17 protein-coding genes and 1 riboswitch are annotated in these 17,370 nt (G+C 73.0%); of the genes, 4 read left to right on the forward strand and 13 right to left on the reverse strand.

Going from position 1 to position 17,370, the window contains the following annotated elements; genetic code table 11:
• Nucleotides 1–10: 10 nt before the first annotated feature.
• Nucleotides 11–637 carry a DUF305 domain-containing protein gene (locus ACGFIG_RS08620; protein WP_393000602.1) on the reverse strand — a complete coding sequence of 209 codons (627 nt, stop codon included), beginning with the start codon at nt 635–637 and terminating at the stop codon, nt 11–13.
• 81 nt (nt 638–718) lie between these two features.
• Entirely contained in the window at nt 719–1,306 is a 588-nt protein-coding gene (locus tag ACGFIG_RS08625; RefSeq protein ID WP_393000604.1) for a hypothetical protein, read from the reverse strand.
• Between the two features lie 344 nt (nt 1,307–1,650).
• Here ACGFIG_RS08625 and ACGFIG_RS08630 point away from each other — a divergent pair, with 344 nt between their 5' ends.
• Both ACGFIG_RS08630 and ACGFIG_RS08635 read left to right on the forward strand, forming a co-directional pair.
• The gene (locus ACGFIG_RS08630; RefSeq protein WP_393000606.1) at nt 1,651–2,994 is read left to right on the forward strand and encodes a YibE/F family protein; all 1,344 of its coding nucleotides are present in this window, start codon (nt 1,651–1,653) and stop codon (nt 2,992–2,994) included.
• Nucleotides 2,995–3,160: 166 nt separating this feature from the next.
• Nucleotides 3,161–3,292, forward strand: a riboswitch (cyclic di-AMP (ydaO/yuaA leader).
• A gap of 3 nt (nt 3,293–3,295) precedes the next feature.
• Nucleotides 3,296–4,312, forward strand: a complete 1,017-nt coding sequence (locus ACGFIG_RS08635; protein WP_393000608.1) for a coiled-coil domain-containing protein — start codon at nt 3,296–3,298, stop codon at nt 4,310–4,312.
• 76 nt (nt 4,313–4,388) lie between these two features.
• Here ACGFIG_RS08635 and ACGFIG_RS08640 read toward each other — a convergent pair whose 3' ends face one another.
• On the reverse strand, nt 4,389–5,135 hold the full coding sequence (locus tag ACGFIG_RS08640; RefSeq protein ID WP_393000610.1) for a carbonic anhydrase: 747 nt from the start codon (nt 5,133–5,135) through the stop codon (nt 4,389–4,391).
• Between the two features lie 208 nt (nt 5,136–5,343).
• On the opposite strand from ACGFIG_RS08640, the gene ACGFIG_RS08645 reads away from it, so the two are divergent.
• On the forward strand, nt 5,344–5,685 hold the full coding sequence (locus ACGFIG_RS08645; protein WP_393000612.1) for a helix-turn-helix transcriptional regulator: 342 nt from the start codon (nt 5,344–5,346) through the stop codon (nt 5,683–5,685).
• 84 nt (nt 5,686–5,769) lie between these two features.
• Nucleotides 5,770–7,050: a type VII secretion-associated serine protease mycosin gene (mycP, locus tag ACGFIG_RS08650; RefSeq protein ID WP_393000614.1), complete on the forward strand. Its 1,281-nt coding sequence runs from the start codon at nt 5,770–5,772 to the stop codon at nt 7,048–7,050.
• A gap of 52 nt (nt 7,051–7,102) precedes the next feature.
• On the opposite strand, the gene ACGFIG_RS08655 is transcribed toward mycP, so the two are convergent.
• The 10 genes from ACGFIG_RS08655 to eccCa form a co-directional block, all read right to left on the reverse strand.
• The gene (locus ACGFIG_RS08655; RefSeq protein WP_393000616.1) at nt 7,103–8,392 is read right to left on the reverse strand and encodes a hypothetical protein; all 1,290 of its coding nucleotides are present in this window, start codon (nt 8,390–8,392) and stop codon (nt 7,103–7,105) included.
• A gap of 16 nt (nt 8,393–8,408) precedes the next feature.
• Complete coding sequence (locus ACGFIG_RS08660; RefSeq protein WP_393000618.1) at nt 8,409–8,972, reverse strand: hypothetical protein; 564 nt, start codon at nt 8,970–8,972, stop codon at nt 8,409–8,411.
• Between the two features lie 33 nt (nt 8,973–9,005).
• Complete coding sequence (locus ACGFIG_RS08665; RefSeq protein WP_393000620.1) at nt 9,006–10,577, reverse strand: S8 family serine peptidase; 1,572 nt, start codon at nt 10,575–10,577, stop codon at nt 9,006–9,008.
• 82 nt (nt 10,578–10,659) lie between these two features.
• Nucleotides 10,660–10,938 carry a WXG100 family type VII secretion target gene (locus ACGFIG_RS08670; RefSeq protein WP_101413905.1) on the reverse strand — a complete coding sequence of 93 codons (279 nt, stop codon included), beginning with the start codon at nt 10,936–10,938 and terminating at the stop codon, nt 10,660–10,662.
• A 28-nt stretch (nt 10,939–10,966) separates the two neighbouring features.
• Entirely contained in the window at nt 10,967–11,275 is a 309-nt protein-coding gene (locus ACGFIG_RS08675; RefSeq protein WP_101413904.1) for a WXG100 family type VII secretion target, read from the reverse strand.
• Nucleotides 11,276–11,444: 169 nt separating this feature from the next.
• Complete coding sequence (locus ACGFIG_RS08680) at nt 11,445–11,705, reverse strand: hypothetical protein (protein WP_393000622.1); 261 nt, start codon at nt 11,703–11,705, stop codon at nt 11,445–11,447.
• 27 nt (nt 11,706–11,732) lie between these two features.
• On the reverse strand, nt 11,733–12,458 hold the full coding sequence (locus ACGFIG_RS08685) for a hypothetical protein (RefSeq protein ID WP_393000624.1): 726 nt from the start codon (nt 12,456–12,458) through the stop codon (nt 11,733–11,735).
• Nucleotides 12,459–12,489: 31 nt separating this feature from the next.
• Nucleotides 12,490–12,783 (reverse strand): hypothetical protein, encoded by a 294-nt coding sequence (locus tag ACGFIG_RS08690; protein WP_393000626.1) that lies wholly within the window; start codon nt 12,781–12,783, stop codon nt 12,490–12,492.
• A gap of 15 nt (nt 12,784–12,798) precedes the next feature.
• Nucleotides 12,799–13,224 (reverse strand): YbaB/EbfC family nucleoid-associated protein, encoded by a 426-nt coding sequence (locus tag ACGFIG_RS08695; RefSeq protein ID WP_393000627.1) that lies wholly within the window; start codon nt 13,222–13,224, stop codon nt 12,799–12,801.
• 85 nt (nt 13,225–13,309) lie between these two features.
• Nucleotides 13,310–17,272 (reverse strand): type VII secretion protein EccCa, encoded by a 3,963-nt coding sequence (gene eccCa / locus ACGFIG_RS08700; protein ID WP_393000629.1) that lies wholly within the window; start codon nt 17,270–17,272, stop codon nt 13,310–13,312.
• Between the last annotated feature and the right edge of the window lie 98 nt (nt 17,273–17,370).

The raw sequence follows: 17,370 nt of genomic DNA on the forward strand, positions 1-17,370 counted from the left end.
GGCGAGCGGATCAGAACCGGCCGAGGATCTTCCGCATCGTGTCGATCTCCGCCTGCTGGGTGCTGACGATCTGCTGGGCCAGAGCCTTGGCCTCCGCGTGCACGCCCCGGGCCAGCTCGTCGCGGGCCATCGTGACCGCGCCCTCGTGGTGGGCGATCATCATGGTCAGGAACTGCCGGTCGAACTCCCGGCCGGCGGCGGCCGCCAGCTTCGTCATGTCGGCGTCGGACATCATGCCGGGCATGCCGTGGTCCATGTGCGGCATCTCACCCGGCGTCGGCACCGGCCGTCCCCAGGCCGCCAGCCAGCCGCTCATGGTGGCGATCTCGGGCGCCTGGGCCGCCTTGATCTCGGCGGCGAGCCGCTTGACCTCCGGGTCCGCCGCCCGCGTCGCCGCCAGGTCGGCCATCTCCACCGCCTGCCGGTGGTGCGGAATCATCATCTGGGCGAACATCGCGTCGGCGTCGCCGAACGCCGTCGCGCCGGTGGCGGTGGCCGCCGGCCCGCCGGTGCCGGGGGTGCCGTGTCCCGCGCCCGGGGACGGGTGGTCGTCGCCGCCGCAGGCGGCCAGGGCGAGAGCGGCGGTGACGGCGACGCCGGCCAGGGCGGCACGGCGCGCGAGGGTACGAGTGGTCATGTCTGAGCCTTTCGGTGTCGGAACGTAGGCGGCACGACGAGGACGCGGAACGGCGTGAGCCGCACCCGCGTCGAACGCGTCCTACCTGCGCAGCACCGAGACCGTGGCGAGCCGCAGACCGACCGGCCGGGGTGGTGGGGCCCGGGGCGGCGGGACGCAGCCGACCGGACCGCCCCCCACCGGGCCGACAGCGCGTACGCGGGCCGACAGGAGCGCCGCCAGCAACAGCAGCGAGGCCGCGAACGCGCCCAGCACGGCCAGGCACACTCCCCACCCGGGCAGCTCTCCCCCCGCACCGCCGGACGGCAGGAGCTGTCCTGCCGCGCAGCCACCGGGGCAGTCCACGACGGCCCCGAGGGCCGCTCCTACGGCATGGAGAGCCGCCCCGCCGGCGTGGAGGGCGACGTCCTGCGGGGGCGGCGCGAGCGCACCGTCGGCGTGCGGGACGGGCGCGAGGGCCGCGTGCGGGGCGGGCGCGAGCACCATCTGCTGGACGGGCGCGAGGGCCGCGTGCGGGGCGGGCACGGCGGCGGCGTGCCCCGACGGGGCGGGGGCATGGCCGGTCGGGTGCGAGTCGTGACCGATCGTGTGCATGGCGGCCAGCCCGAGCAGCGTGCCGACGAGCAGCAGGAGCCGCGCGCCCCGCGTCGCCGTCACCGTCGTCCGCACAACCGTCACGCTAGCGCGTCGACCCGCTCCGCACGGGTACCAACCCGCGGCGTCCCCGCATCGATGCCCGACTGAGGTCCGCGTCGCGACACCGCCCGCACGACCTGCGCGCCGGTGCGGGGGTGGCTACCATTCGGCCGGTGGCCATCCGGACTCCGCACCGCCCGCACCGCGTCCCCCGCCGGGCGGTGGCACCGAGCACCCGCCGCCGGGCGGGGGCCGACGACCGGGGTACGTGACCGCACCGCCACGTGGGGATGGTCCCCCGTCCCAGCCGCGTGGCGAGGCTGAACCGACCGGCCCGCCGGCCCGTACCACGCCCTGGATTCGTTGGGAGACACTCGATGGGCGCCGACCACACCCGTCCCGCTCCGTCCGCCCCGCCGGGCGTACGGCGGGTCCTCTTCGCGACCGTGGTGCCCCTCTTCGTCGCCACGTTGATCGCGGCCCTGGTGCTGTGGCCACGGGACACGCCCGATCCCGTGGCCGGCACCGACACGCCCCGCTACCACGGCACCGTCACGCGGGTGGTGACGGAGCCGTGCCCGCCGGCCCTGGAGACCCCGGAGGGAGGCCCGGGGGAGGCACCGGGCCCCTGCGGCACGGTGACCGTACGGGTGGAGGACGGCCCCGACGCCGGCCAGCAGGTGCAGACACCGATTCCGGCCGGGCCCGGCGCACCGACCGTCGCCGTCGACGACGAGATCATCCTGGTCGAGCTCACCGACCCCGCCGACCCCACGGCCAGCGCCTACAACATCGCCGAACACCAGCGCGGAAAGCCGCTGATCTGGCTGGTGGCGCTCTTCGCGGCCGCCATCGTCGCCTTCGGGCGGTGGCGCGGGCTGGCCGCGCTGGCCGGCCTGGCGGCGAGCTTCGCCATCCTGCTGACCTTCGTGCTGCCCGGGATCAGCGCCGGGAGCCCGCCGCTGCTGGTCGCGGTCGTCGGCGCCGCCCTGATCATGTTCGTGGTGCTCTACCTGACCCACGGCGTGACCGCCCAGACCTCGGTGGCCGTACTCGGCACGTTGGGCAGCCTGGTGCTGACCGGCGTCCTCGGCACCATCGCCACCGCCGCGACCCACCTGACCGGGTTCGGTTCCGAGGACGCCACCACGCTGTCGATGTACCAGGCCGACGTCGACCTGCACGGCCTGCTGCTGGCCGGGATCATCATCGGCTCCCTCGGCGTGCTGGACGACGTCACGGTGACCCAGGCCGCCACGGTCACCGAACTGGCGCACGCCAACCCCGGGCTGTCCCGGACGCAGCTTTACCGGGCGGCGACCCGGGTCGGCCGGGCGCACATCGCCTCGACGGTGAACACCATCGTGCTGGCGTACGCCGGCGCCTCGCTGCCGGTGCTGCTCCTGCTGACGGCCGACTCGCGGGCGGTGACCCAGCTGCTCACCAGCGAGTTCCTCGCCCAGGAGATCGTCCGCAGCGCGGTCGCCACCCTGGGTCTGATCGCCGCCGTGCCACTGACCACCGGGCTGGCGGCCCTGGTGACCACGGCCGGCCGTCGCGGCGGGGACACCGCCGACCGCGCCGCGACCGCGCCGACGCCCCGGCCGGCGACCGACCGGTCCGAGGCGCTGGAGGCCCTCGGCGGGCCGCGCGGGGAAACGCCGTCCGCCGCTCCCACCGGATGGTCCGGCCGGGACAGGAGTACGGACACCGCATGGTGAAACTCCGCAGCGTGACCGACCGGGGCGTCCGGCCTGATAAACGCGTCACTGGTCACCGTGTGCCATTACGAAATAACGCATTTAGTCGGCTTAGGGACGTAGATCCCCGGGAGTGCTCTCGGGTAACCTCGCTGCCGGTCACCATTGAAGGCGCGCAGCGGCGCCTGCGGTGCCGCCGCCCAATCGCCGCCAGGCGAGCCGGGGAACCAGGCACGTGGGGTGAATCCGCGACAGCGGTAGGGGCCACTTCCGCCCCGAACCCGTCAGCTAACCCGGTCGGCGGTCGACGGAAGGGAAAACTGTGACGGCACCCCTACGCCGCTGGCTGACGCCTGTGGTGGCCGTACTCGCCGCGCTGGCGGTCCTCGCCGGCCCTGTTCCGGCGGTGGCCGCACCCACCCCGCCCACGCCCTCCGGGCACGGGGACGACGAGCCCAAGCTGCTCGACGACCTGATCGAGGCCCGCAACCGGTCCTACGTCCAGGCCAAGGCGAAGCTGGCGAAGTCGAAGAAGCGCCAGCTCGAACTCGCCCTGGAGGTCGACCGCGCGCAGGCCGAGCTGAACGCGCTGGCCCCGCAGGTCAGCCAGATCGCCGCCCAGTCCTACCGGACGGGGCGGATCGGGGCGGTGTCGATGCTGCTGGACACCGCCAGCCCCGACTCGTTCGTCCAACGCGCCGCCGCGCTCGACGAACTCAACCTGGTCAACTCCAAGAAGCTCGCCGAGGTGAACGCGGTCAAGGACCGCGCCGAGCAGGCGAAGCTGGCGCTCGACGCCGAGGTGCGCGAGCAGCAGCGGCTGACGAACGAGATGGCCCGCGGCAAGAAGGAGGCGGAGAAGGCGCTCGCCCTGGTCGGCGGCAGAGGGCTGACCGGCGGCAAGGTGGTCGCCACCTCGCCGGTGGCGAAGATCGCGCCGGGTCGTACCGCCGACGGCGACTGGAAGCCCCTGTCCTGCACCGAGGACGACCCCACCACCTCCGGCTGCATCACCGCGCGCACGCTGCACATGTACAAGGAGGTCAAGCGGGCCGGCTTCAACCGGTTCGTCGGCTGCTACCGCTCCGGCGGCCCGTACGAGCATCCGAAGGGCCGGGCCTGCGACTGGTCGCTGCAACGCAGTGGCTTCTCCCCCTGGCACAACGACGACACCTACATGTACGGCAACAACCTGACCGCGTTCCTGGTCCGCAACGCCGACCGGCTCGGCATCTACTACGTGATCTGGAACAGGCAGATCTGGTTCCCGGCGACCGGCTGGAAGTCCTACAGCGGCCCGTCGAACCACACGGACCACGTACACGTGTCACTGCTCTAGCAGCGCCCTCGGGCCACGCACAGGGCCGCCCCCGCCGGACGCGGGAGCGGCCCTGTGTCATCGGGTGGGACCGCAGTCAGGCGAGCGCGACGCTGGCCGCCGGCTCCGGCGCGTCGACCGCGAGGGCGGGCACCGCGGCCACCGTCCGCACCTCGCCGGCGGTCAGCCGGTACGACATGCCGACCACCCCGCAGCGGCCGGCGGCCACCTCGGCGGCGAGCACGGCGGAGCGGCCCAGCATGGCCTCGACGGTGTACGCGATGTGGATGTCGACGATCCCGTCGATGTCCTCCACGCCCTCGGCGGCGGCCCGGCGCAGGCTGGGCACCACGGCGTCCACCACCGCGCACAGGTGGCCCGCCGGTGGGGTGCCGGTGGCGTCCGCCGCACGCGCCGCCTGGACGGCCCCGCAGGAGTCGTGCCCGAGCACCACGATCAGCGGCGTGCCCAGGACCGTGACGGCGTACTCCACGCTGCCCAGCACCTCGGGGCCGATGGTGTGCCCGGCGGTGCGGACGACGAAGAGGTCGCCCAGGCCCCGATCGAAGATGATCTCGGCGGCGAGCCGGGAGTCGGAGCAGCCGACGATCACCGCGAAGGGGTGCTGCCCGTCGGCGACCGCGGCGCGGTGCCCGGCGTCCTGGTTCGGGTGACGCGGGGTCCCGGTCACGAACCGCCGGTTGCCGGCGTGCAGCTCGGCGAGCGCCTGCTCGGGGTTCGTGGGGGCCGGCGCGGTGCCGACGTCGAGCGGGGCGCCCGTCGTCGGTGCCGGGAGCGTCAGCTCCGGGCCTGGTCGGGTGCCTGGCGATCCGGGACGGCTCATCCCCACCTCGCTCCTCGCGTGAACAGCCTGGTCACCCGGGCCGACGCTGGACGCGGGCTGCCACCACGGTCACACGCAGCGCAAGGTACGTCAAGGGATGCGTGATATGCATTTCATATGTCGGCGGCTCCCCCTGCGGCGACTCTCGCCCCTCGCGCACCCGCCGGACGCGAGGGTACGGAGCAAAACACGAAGCGGGGGCCATACGATGGCGGACATGGCGACGACAGGGGAGACCGGGAGCACCCGCAACTGGACGTTCCTCACCAACCACGGGCACGTGCTGCTCGCCATCGCCCGCAACCCCACCGCCCGGCTCCGCGACGTCGCCGACGAGGTGGGCGTCACCGAGCGGGCCGCCCAGGCGATCGTCGCCGACCTGGAAGCCGGCGGCTACCTCTACCGCACCCGGGTGGGCCGGCGCAACGAGTACACGCTGAACCCCGCCGGCCGGTTCCGGCACCCCGCCGAAGCGGACCGGCAGGTCGGCGACCTGCTCGCCCTCTTCACCGACGAGCGGGAGCCGGCGGAGGCCACCGAACGCACCTGACGGCGGATCCGCCCGTACGCCGACCGGCCGCTGTCGCCGGAGGCGGCGGCACGGGACTCCGGCCCGCGGCGGTAATCTCACCGCGTGCGCGAGAGTTTCCGACCGGGCGGGACCGGGCCGGCCCGCCGAACCGGGCGCGGTGCCCGCGCGCTCCTGTGTGGAGCGGCAGCGATCCTGCTCGGCACCGTCGTCGTCGCCCCGCCATCCGCCTCGGCGGCGGTCCCCCGCTGCGGGCCCCCCGGCACCGCCGCCCCCGCCGAGACGCCGTGGCCGCTGCGCAGACTCGAACCCTCGTCGGCCTGGCGGATCTCCCGGGGCGCCGGCGTCACGGTCGCGGTCATCGACTCCGGCGTCTCCGCCAGCCATCCCGTGCTGAAGGGCCAGGTCCGGGTGGGGCGGGACTTCAACGGCCTACCGCAGCAGGAGGGCCGCTGCGACCTCGCCGGCCACGGCACCATCGTCGCCGGCATCATCGCCGGCAAGGAGGGCACCGGCACGTCGTTCAGCGGCATCGCGCCGCAGGCCAGGATCCTTCCGGTACGCGTCCTGCCCGACACCAGAACCACCGTCGACGAGGGACTGCCCGGGCAGATCGCCTCGGCGATCCGGTGGTCGGTGCAGAACGGCGCCGACGTGATCAACCTTTCGCTGGTGACCCTGGACCGGAAGGATCTCGCCGACGCCGTCCGCTACGCCCTCGACGAGGGAGTGGTCGTGGTGGCCGCCGCCGGCAACCGGCAGGAGAACCAGCAGGACATGCCCGCGTTCCCGGCCGCCTACCCGGGGGTGATCGCCGTCGCCGGGGTGGACGAGGAGGGCGGCCACGTGGGCAGCTCCGTGAGCGGGGACTACGTCGATCTCGCCGCGCCCGGACTGAACATCCTCGGTCCCGCCCCCGGGGGCGAGGGCTATCTCGCCGAGCCGCAGGGCGGCACCAGCTTCGCCGCCGCGTACGTCTCCGGGGTGGCTGCGCTGGTCCGGGCCGCCCACCCCGACCTCGGCCCGGAGCAGGTCGCCGACCGGCTGATCCGGACGGCCGACAGCCCGCCCGAGGGCAAGAACCCCGAGGTCGGCCACGGGGTGGTGAATCCGTACCGGGCGGTGGCCAGCCTGCTCGGCACCCGTACCGACCCGCCGGCCGGGGCAATGCCCCCGCCGCCCTCCACCGCCGACCCGCTCGCCTGGCAGGGCACCGTCGCGGTCTGGGTCGCGGCCGTCGGCGCCCTCGTCACCGGGCTGCTGCTGTCGGTCAAGCCGATCCTGCTCCGCGGACGACGCCGGGGCTGGCGCCCGGGACGTCGCCCGTCCACCGTCGGCCAGGCCAACCTGCCCGGCGCCACCGGAGCGGACGCCACGACCGGCTGACAGCAGCGAGCGCCGCCCACCGGTGCGGTGGACGGCGCTCGGCGCCTCGGAGTCAGCGCAGGATGCCCGGCGTACCGCCGCCGTCGGCACCCCAGATGTCCTCGTCCTCCTCCAGCCAGGTGTTGCGAGCGGTCTCCTCCTCGCCGTAGCCGGCGCCACCCATGCCGGCCATGCCACCGACGCCCCGCGCGCCGCCCTTGGCGCCCGCACCGGCGGCACCCGCGCGGCCGCCGCCACGGCCGCCGGCACCACCGGCCGCGCCGCCCATCATCGGGGACATGCCACCCGCGCCGAGCCGGCCGCCGCCCCGGCCGCCGTTGCGCCCGGCGCCGGCCGCGCCGCCGCCCATCATCGGACCCATGTTGGGGCTCACCGGCCGGCCCAACGAGCCGCCGCCCGGGATCACGCCACCACCCAGCCCGCCGCCACCGGAGCCGAGGCCTCCGCCGCCGCCGAGCCCGGTGGTGCCGGGCAGGCCGCCACCGCCACCCAGGCCGGAAACGCTCGGGGTGCCGGCACCGGCCAGACCGCTGCCGTAGTTCTCGCCGATGCTGCCGGTGTTCGGCGTGTAGCCCGTGCCCGGCGTGTAGCCGCCGTTGTTCAGGCCGGGGTGGACGGTGGACCCGGTGCCGGGATTCCCCGTCTCGGGAGTGCCGATCCCGGTGACCGGCGGCGGCATCCCGCTGCCCGGCACCCCGCCGGTCTTGGGCATCCCACCCATGCTGGGTACGCCGCCGGTGGGGCCGGCACCAGGGCCGCTGCCGAGGTTCGGGGTCTGCACGTTCGGCGACTGGGTCGTGCCGGGCGTGGTCTGGCCGGGCGTGCCCGAGTCGATGGTCACGTAATCGCCGCTGACCTGGTTGTAGACCTTGGCCGCTTCGTCGGACTTGTCGTTGATCCAGTCGGCGAGCGAGGTGAGCGGGTCGAGCAGGCCCAGGAAATCGGGCTTGACCTTCATCTCGAAGAGGCCCGTGTCGATCACGAGCCGGCCGTTCCGCGCCTCCAGGACGTCGTTGACGCAGCTCGCGGGAATGGGGAAGTCGGCCTGTGCGGCACTCAGCTTGTCGGCGGCGGTCTTCAGCGACTGGACGATGCCGTTGTGCTTCTCGGCGTCGTCGACGACCCGGCCCGTGTCCGTGGCGATCTGCTTGACGTGGGTCTTGAAGGACTCGTAGGCCGGGCCCTTCCACACCTCGCCGAGATCGGTGACGTTCTTCTCCAGGCTCTCCTTGACGGAGTTCAGGTTCTTGAGCAGCTGCTCCCAGCCCAGCGCTGCGCTGGCGACGTCGCCCGGCCTGCCCGCGACGACGATCTGCTGGCACATCTCTTCCCAGCTCGGCATCCTGTCACCCTCCCGTTCAGCCGTTGGATCCGTTGGTGGCGGCCTGGCTGAACGCGCGCTCCATCTCGGCGGCGGACATGGCGTTGGCCTTCTCCGCCGTCTCGTAGTTCTCCTTGACCTCGCGCAGCGCGTTGGCGGCCTGGTAGAGGTCCTCGGCGAGCTTGCGGACAGCCTGCTGCGTGGTGGTGAAGAGGCTGCCGTGCTTGCGGGCCAGGTCGCCCGCCCGGTCGAAGGCGCCGAGCGGGCTCGTCGCCCCGCCGCCCACGCCGTTCATGCCGCTCGCCGCCGCCGTGCCGCCCATCTTGTCCTGGATTTCCACCATCGTGTACGACTGCTTGTTGAGGAACGAGGCGTGCGACTCCAACCACTCGATGGCGCTGTCCAGGCTGGACGCGTCCCACTCCGTGTTGTCGCCCTTCTCGCCCGCCCCCGGCACGAGCCCGGAGGGGGTCTGCGCGCGGTTGACGTTGTCCATCGTGATGCCGCTGATGTGCACGGTGGGCGCCAGCGGGGTGATGGGCATGTATGGGGTGTCCACCCGGATCTCGTCCGGCTGGTCCGTCCTGCGGTCGTCCGTCATCGGTTCCTCCCCGTCGCCGACTGACAATGTGGCTTACTGCTGCTGCCCGCCGGAAGCCGGCGGAGGTGGGGGTGCCGTCGGCGCGGCACCGGGCGGCGGCCAGGCACCGGCCTGCGGTCCCGGCGGCGCGCCGTACGGGTGGGTTCCGCCGGGCGTCGGACCGTACCCGGGCGGGGGTCCCGCCTGGGGCGGTGCGGGCATGCCCGGCGCCCCGCCGGGCGGCGGCGGATATCCGGGCGGGCCGAACTGCGGGTTGCCGTAGGGCGCCCCGCCAGGCTGCGGATGCCCGGGGGGCGGTGGGTAGCCGGGCGGCCCTGCCTGCGGAGCCCCGGCCGACGGGTGACCGGGCGGGGCCGCGTGCGGGTAGCCGGGCGGCGGGGAACCGGGTGGGCCGCCGGGCCGGGCGCCGGCCGCCTTCCGGCGCGACCGGCGCACCAGCACGATCACGAGGATCAGCAGCGCGACGGGCACGAGCAGGCAGAGTGCGCCCTGCACCAGCGCGCCGGCGTCCTTCTTCATGCTGATCGACACGGCCGGCCCGTCGTCCTTCTGCGGCTCCGCCGCGCCCCCGGACGGGTCGGCCCCGTTCGGGGCCCCGGCGAGCAACGGGTGCGCGTCCACCGCGGGCACGGAGCGGGTCAGCGCCGCGACCGGATCGACCGCGCCGAACCCGTACTGGCTGTCGCGGCCGTTCGGGCCCTGGTCACGGGCCGTACGGATCAGCCGGTTCACCACGTTGGCCGCGTCGAGGTCCGGGTACTTCGCGCGGACCAGGGCCGCCACGCCGGACGTGATGGCGGCGGCGTCGCTGGTGCCGCTGCCGATGCCGTACCCGTTGGACGAGACCGAGGTGGACCGGGGAGAGATGATCTCCTCCATCGGCGCGGCGAGCACCGCCTCCCGACCGGTGGCGCTCTGCGCGAAGAACTCGCCGTTCTTCGCCAGCCCGGTCACGGCGACGACGCCGGGGATGTTCGCCGGGCTGGTGACGACGCGGTCGTTCTGCAACTGGTTGCCGGCCGAGGCGATCAGCACGACGTCCTTGTCCAGGGCGTACCGGACGGCGGCGATCTCGTCGGGGGTCGCCGTCGTGCCCGTCCCGACGGACATGTTGATCACGTCGGCGCCGGCGTCGGCCGCCCAGCGGATGCCCGCCGAGAGGTCTGCCGAGTCGAAGGAGTTGCCCATCGCGACGGGCAGGATCTTGGCCTCCGGGGCGATGCCCAGGTGTCGCATCGCGCCACCGCCCCGGGACGCGATGATCCCGGCCATCGCCGAGCCGTGGGCCTTCTTGGTGTCGTCGTCGCGGCGACCGTCGGCCGCCGTGCCGGACGTGACGCCCTTGCCCGGAAGGACCTGGCCGCGCAGGTCCGGCAGGTCGGGGTTGACCCCGGTGTCGATGACCGCGACGGTGACGCCCCTGCCCTTGGTGATCTTGTGGGCCTGCGGGATCTTCAGCGCGTCGAGGTACCACTGGAGGCCACGGACCGTGTCGGCGCTCGCCGGAGCCGGCGCGGCCAGTGGGCCGGAACCGGCACCGACGACCACGGCCAACGCCGCGACGGCCAGCCTGAGCTTCGGCCGTGAAGGACTACCCGCACGCATCATTCTCCCCGGACCTGTCGGCACACAACGCGACGCGGCTCCGGCCCGGTCGAACCGGACCGGAGCCGCGTCGGCGATTGTGTCAGTTCCACGCCTTGGCGTTGCTCATCTCGGTGCTGACGTAGTTCTCGCGGGCGATGCCCACGGCGCCACCGATGTCGTTCAGGATCTTGTTGATGTCCCGGACGGCGGCGTCCCACTGCGCCTGGTGCTGCTCGTAAGCGGCACGGTCCTCACCGTCCCACTGCAGCTTCGACAGCATCGAACGCAGCGTGTCCAGCTTCTCGTCGATGGTCTTCGAGATGGCCATCATCTGCTGGTTGCTGCTCTCGAGGACCGCGTAGTCAACCTTGATGCTCATGAGTTCCTCCCCTGCTCGTCTCGGCGGATCACGGGTTGAGTGCAGAGTGGAACTTGTCCAGCATCTGCTGCTGCTCTTCGTCGTTGACCTGGTGCGTCGTACCCGACTTGTCGAGCAGGTCGGCGATGTTGTCCATCGCCGTCAGCAGCTTGGCCGTGTCCTCGTTCCAGCGCTGCATCAGCGACTGGAAGCCGGTGGACGCCTGCCCCTTCCAGGCGATGGCCAGGTCGTCGACCACATTCCACAGCTTCTTCAGCTCGCCGTCGACATCGCTGCGCGTGGAGCGCACGTCACCCGCGGCGGTATGCAGAGTCGCTGCTTCGACCTCGAACGCCATGCTTCACACCCTTCCGTCTTCTTGTGGCGGCGCAGTCGCCGCGCCCTCCCCCGCCGCAAGGCAATCACCCCACCGACGGACACTCAGCCAAGACCGTAGCGGACGCCTTCCAGTCCCCGCAGCCCTGCCTCAGATGGCGCGCCTACCGCCCAGCGGGGGATCGCGTCCGCTAGGAGGACCGGAAGTAGGAGCGGACGTGCATCACCACGCCGACGACGAACAGAGCGACCAGCATCAACACCAGCGTCCACTGGAGCCCGTCGTCCGCCAGGGTGCCGAGGGCCAGCGCGAACGCGGCCACGCCGCTGAGCAGAACGATCTCCATCAACCGCCGGGCCGCCCGCGAGCGGGTCAGCTGCGCGACCACCCCGAGCACGACGAAGACCGGGATGGTGACCAGTGCGTACACGAACACGCCCGTCTGCCACACGGTGCCACCCACCTTCCGGCCGACCACTCAGGCCGTGTAGAACCCTGAATGCTGCACCCAGTCGATCTTGATGTCCTTGATGTCGGGGTCGGGACCCGACGCGAAACCCGGCTTGGACTCGGTGGTGAACTGGTGCACCTCGGCCCCGCGGAACGAGCTCGTGATGGTGGAGAGCAACGAGCCGATGTCCTGGAAGACGAAGGCGATGATCGCCATGCTCGCGGTCAGGCCCGCCACGCCGATCGCGTTCGCCAGCGGGATGGTCGGCGGGAACGCCTGGAGCGCCACCGCCGCGATCACCGCGATCAGGATCGTCGTCAACACGGCGACCAGCGCGTCGATCACGGAGTTGTAGTGGTCCTGGAGGCCCTGCAACGCGTCCTTGTTGGCGTTGAGCGCCTCGGCGAGGGCCGCGACCTCCATGTTCAGCTGCTGGACGAACTTGTCGAAGGCCTCGCGGTCCTCGAAGTTCCACTCCTCGGCGGACGGCGGCACGCTCTCCATCGCCTTGCCGAACTGGTCACCGCCGAGATAGGCGGCGGCGTCACCCCAGCTCTTGACGGCCTTGGAGATCTCGTCGTTGTCGAAGGACTCGAGGTGGACGATGGCGAGGACGAGGACGCCCGCGCCGACGAGCCAGGCCCAGTTGGCCCGCGCCGCGCCGGCCAGCGTCCGGACCGGTGCGGTCTGCGCCGCGACGCTGTGCGTCCCCACCACCGAGCCCGAGGAATTGGCGATCAGGATCTCCGGCATCAGCGCCTCCCTGCGTCCTGCGCCCGGGAGGTCACTTGACCACCCAGGGCTGGTCCGACTGCTCCCAGTTGCTCGCGGTCTTCTCGAGGTTGTCGGCGGCCTTCTGCAGGTGCTCGATGCCGGTGCGCAGGTTGTCGACGTGCTCGTCGATCACCGCGTTGTGCCGGCCCACCGCGCCGATGCCGAGGATGGTCATGGAGAGGCCGGACAGCTTGACCTCGTCCAACTTCTCCTTCGCGTTGCGCAGGAACGCCTTCGGGCCGTCCTCGGCGGCGAGCTTCTTCGCCGCGCCCCGGATGGCGCCGACGTCGACCACGTTCGTCATGTCCTACCCTCCCGGTCAGCCGCGCAGCCGGCGCAGCGGGTCGTTGATGTCCACTCCGAAGTGCTTGAACCAGTCCTCCGGGGTGACCTTCCCCGCCTCGGCCTGCCGGACCAGCTCCGGGCCGCCGACCATCTCCTCCACCAGCTCGCGCTGCCGCTGCGCGTGCGCGGCGTACGCGTCGTCGATCGCGGCCTGGAGCGACTCGGCCAGGGCGAAGCTGTCCAGTCGCATCGCCCGGGCGCTGATCTCGATGTCGCCGACCTTCATGTCACCGTCGACGGTGACCTGGACCAGGCCGTCCGGGCTCTCCCCGGTGACCCGCAGCTCGGCGCGCTGCCGCTGGAAGTCCGCAAGCCGGCGCTGCTGCTCCTGCGCCTGTTGCAGGAGGCCCTGCAGCCCCGCCGCTCCCGCGCCCCCCGGCGTCCACGATGTGCTCAACACGGTCCTCTCGTCGGCTGCGGCGCTCGTGCCGCAGGTTACCGGATGCCGTCACCCCGGGCGGTCCCGCCGACCGGTGGGAGATGCCTCAGGCCGGCTCCGACCAGGCGGTCTGGATGAGCTGCTGGCCGTCGCGCCGGCGCACCAGCGTGCCCCGGCCGGGCGGCTGCGGGCTCGGCCGCAGCGTGCCGAAGACCGCGCCCTCCTCCCGGTTGCCGGACATCAGCAGGCCGGGCTGGTCCAGCTCGCGCAGGCGTTGCAGGACCGGCTCGTAGAGCGCCCGGGCCACGCCGCCCACCCGCCGGGTGATGATCAGGTGCAGGCCGATGTCGCGGGCCTGGGGCAGCAGCTCGTGCAGGGCGCTGAGCGGGTTGCTGCCGCCCGAGGCGACCAGGTCGTAGTCGTCGACCAGGATGTAGAGGTCCGGTCCCTTCCACCAGCTGCGGTCACGCAGCTGCGCGGTGGTGACGTCCGGGCCGGGCAGCCGGTTGGACAGCGCGCTGCGGATCGAGCCGAGCCCCTGCGCGAACACCTGGTTCGAGGGCGCGTAGTCGAGCAGGTGGTCCCCCTCGACCGCGCCGAGCAGACCGCGCCGGTAGTCGGCGATGACCAGCCGGGCCTGCGCCGGGGTGTAGCGCTCGGTGATGCCCCGCGCGATCAGCCGCAGCAGGTTGGTCTTCCCGCACTCGGCGTCGCCGAAGACCGTCAGGTGCGGCTCGTTGACGAGGTCGAGGTAGACCGGGGCCAGCGCCGACTCGTTCACCCCGATGGGCAGGCCCGGCGCCGACCGGTCGACGACCCGGGCCAGCTCGGTGACGGCCAGCTTGCGGGGCAGCAGCCGCACCTTCGGCGCCGGCTGGCCCTGCCACGCCTCCGCGACGTGCCGGGACAGGGCGACGGACGCCTCGGTCAGGTCGTCGATGTCGCGCCGGCCGTCGATCCGCGAGATCGCGGTCAGGAAGTGCAGCTTGTCGCGGGTGAGACCGCGCCCGGGCGAGCCGGTCGGGACGTTCGCCGCCGCCCGCCGGTCGATCTCCGACTCGTTGGGGTCACCGAGGCGCAGCTCCAGCTTCGTGCCGAGCAGGTCCCGCATGTTGATCCGGATCTCCGCCCACCGCACGGCGGTCAGCACCACGTGCACGCCGAAGCCCAGGCCACGGTTGGCCAGGGTGGTGATGGTCTGCTCCAGCTCCTCGTACTCCTGACGCAGGGTGTTCCAGCCGTCGACGACGAGGAAGACGTCGCCGAACGGGTCGTCGGCGAACTCCCCGGCCGCCCGGCGCCGGCGGTAGCTGGCCACCGAGTCGATGCCGTGCTGGGCGAACCGGTTCTCCCGCTCATCGAGGACGGCCACCACCTCGGCCACCGTACGGCGCACCGCCTCGGTGTCCCGCCGCCCGGCCACGCCGGCCGTGTGCGGCAGCCCGTCCAGGCTGCGCAACGCGCCACCGCCGAAGTCGAGGCAGAAGAACTGCACCTCGCGCGGGGTGTGGGTGAGCGCCAGCGAGGCGAGCATCGAACGCAGCATGGTGCTCTTGCCGCTCAGCGAGGCGCCCACGATCACCACGTTGCCGCCGGCGCCGGCCAGGTCCACGAGCATCGGGTCACGGCGCTGCTCGTACGGCCGGTCCACGATGCCGATCGGCGCGGCCAGCCGCCCGCGACCGCCCCACGAGGCGGTGCAGAGGCCGAACCTCGGGTCGACGCTCAGCGGCGGCAGCAGCTCGCCCAGGCCCGGCGGCTCCGCCAGCGGCGGCAGCCAGACCTGGTGCGCCGGGCGGCCCCGCCCCTTGAGCCGGTCGATCAGCACGTCCAGCATCGCCAGGGCCTTGCCGTCGGCGGGCTGCTCCGGCTCGGGCGCGTCCGGCACCGGCAGGGTCGGGTTCTGCACCGGTACGAAGTCGACCCCGTACCGGACGATGCGGCGCTGCACCAGCGCCCGCGACGACGCGGCGGCCTGCCCCGGGGCCCGGTACGGTCCGGACACGTACGCGGCCCGGAACCGCAGCATCGTGCTGGTGTCGGTCTTCAGGTAGCCGTGCCCGGGGGCGTTGGGCAGCTCGTACGCGTCCGGCACGCCGAGCACGATCCGGCTCTCCACCGCCGAGAAGGTACGCAGACCGATCCGGTACGACAGGTGGGTGTCGAGGCCGCGCAGCTTGCCCTCCTCCAGCCGCTGCGAGGCGAGCAGCAGGTGCACGCCGAGCGACCGGCCCAACCGGCCGATCATCACGAAGAGGTCGATGAAGTCGGGCTTCGCGGCGAGCAGCTCGCTGAACTCGTCACAGATGATGAGCAGGCTCGGCATCGGGTCCAGCGGTTCGCCAGCGGCGCGGGCCTTCTCGTAGTCGTAGCGGGAGACGTAGTTGCCGGCGGCCCGCAGCACCTCCTGGCGGCGGGTCATCTCGCCGGCCAGGGCGTCCTTCATGCGGTCGACCAGCGGCAGCTCGTCGGCCAGGTTGGTGATCACCGCGCTGGTGTGCGGCAGCGCGTCCAGCGAGGCGAACGTGGCGCCGCCCTTGAAGTCGACCAGGACGAAGTTGAGCTCCTCGGAGGAGTGCGTCACCGCCAGCGCGCCGACGATCGTACGCAGCAGCTCGCTCTTGCCGGAGCCGGTCGCGCCGATGATCAGGCCGTGCGGGCCCATGCCCTCGTGCGCGGACTCCTTGAAGTCCAGCTCGACCACGTTGCCGTCCGGCCCGACGCCGAGCGGGATGCGCAGCCGGTCGCGGTGGCTGCGCGGGCGCCAGGTCTGCTGCACGTCGACCGCGGCGGCGTCGCCGACGCCGAGCAGGTCCGGCAGCTCCATGCTCTTGGCCAGCGGCTCCTCCGACGTGGTCTGCTGCTGCGACAGCCGGAACGGGGCGATCTGCCGGGCCAGCCCCTCGGCGGCGGCCTCGGTGAGCCGGTCGGGCCGGCCGAGCCGCGACGAGGAGGTGCCGCGGACCAGTTCGAGGAAGCTGCCGTCGCCCACGTCGAGGCAGAGCAGCCAGCGGCCGGCGTCGCGGGGCACGGTGCCGGAGAGGTCGATCACGGTCGCGCCGAGCAGCCCCGGTCCCATGAGCTGGCAGGCCGCCGAGACCTCGCCGCCGTCGATCACCACGACGAGGTGCGGCGCGGTGGTCAGCGGCTTCGCCTCCGGGGCGAACCGGGGCCGGCCGGCCAGCTCGGCGGCGAGCGCCTCCTCGGCCTCGGCGAGGCTCGCGAAGACCATCCGGCGGGCGCCCGCCGCGTCGGTCCGGGCACTGTGGTGGTTGTGCGGCAGCCACTTCACCCAGTCCCAGGACGGCTGCCGGTCCGGCGCGGCGACGATCGCGACGACCATGTCGTCCGGGGCGTGGAAGGTGGCGAGCTGGCCGAGCGCCGCCCGGGTCAGATCGAGCACCGGCTCCCGGTCGCCGCGCAGCACCACCCGGCTGAACGCCCGCACCGAGAGCGCGGTCGGCAGGTCCGGCACGTTCGAGTGGGCGCGGACGAAGCGACGCAGCGCGATGGCGCTCATCGGCTCCAGGTCCTCGACCGGCTTGGTCTCCGGCGGGACGATCTCCACGGCCAGGCGCTGCGGGCCGGTGGCGATCCGGGTCTCGCCGAAGTCGTCCTCGGTGATCCGCCGCTCCCACAGCCGGCGGGAGGCGGCGATCGACCAGAGCGCGTCGGGTTCCGGGTGCCGCCAGGCCATCGCCGCCCGCTGCTGCTCGGCGGCGCGCCGGGTGCGCTTGCGCATCTGGGCCAGGTAACGCATGTAGTCGCGCCGGTCGGCGTTGAGTTCGGCCTTGTCGTTGTTGCCGTGGCTGAGCGAACCGATCGCCATGCCCAGCATCGAGACACCGAAGAGGCCGCCGGCGATGTAGGTCATCGTGCCGCCGCCCCGGCCGGCGTAGAGGAACGCCATGGCGCCCACGCCGCAGACCATGGGCAGGATCATCAGCAGCTGCCCCATCCCGCGCGGGGTCGGCTCGGGCAGCTCCGGAGGCGACTCCAGCAGCACCTCGCCTCGTGGCAGCGCAGGCCCCGGCTGACGCGGGAGCCGGCGGAACACCACCGTGCTCACGGCTGTCTCCTCCCAGAAGCGGCCCTGATGAAGTTCGGTGAGCGACCGGAGTCGTCGGGTGGGCATCGTACGTGCCCGCCATCGTAGGTAATCTCCCG

The sequence above is a fragment of the Micromonospora sp. NPDC049048 genome (assembly GCF_043197615.1).
Classification (GTDB): domain Bacteria; phylum Actinomycetota; class Actinomycetes; order Mycobacteriales; family Micromonosporaceae; genus Micromonospora.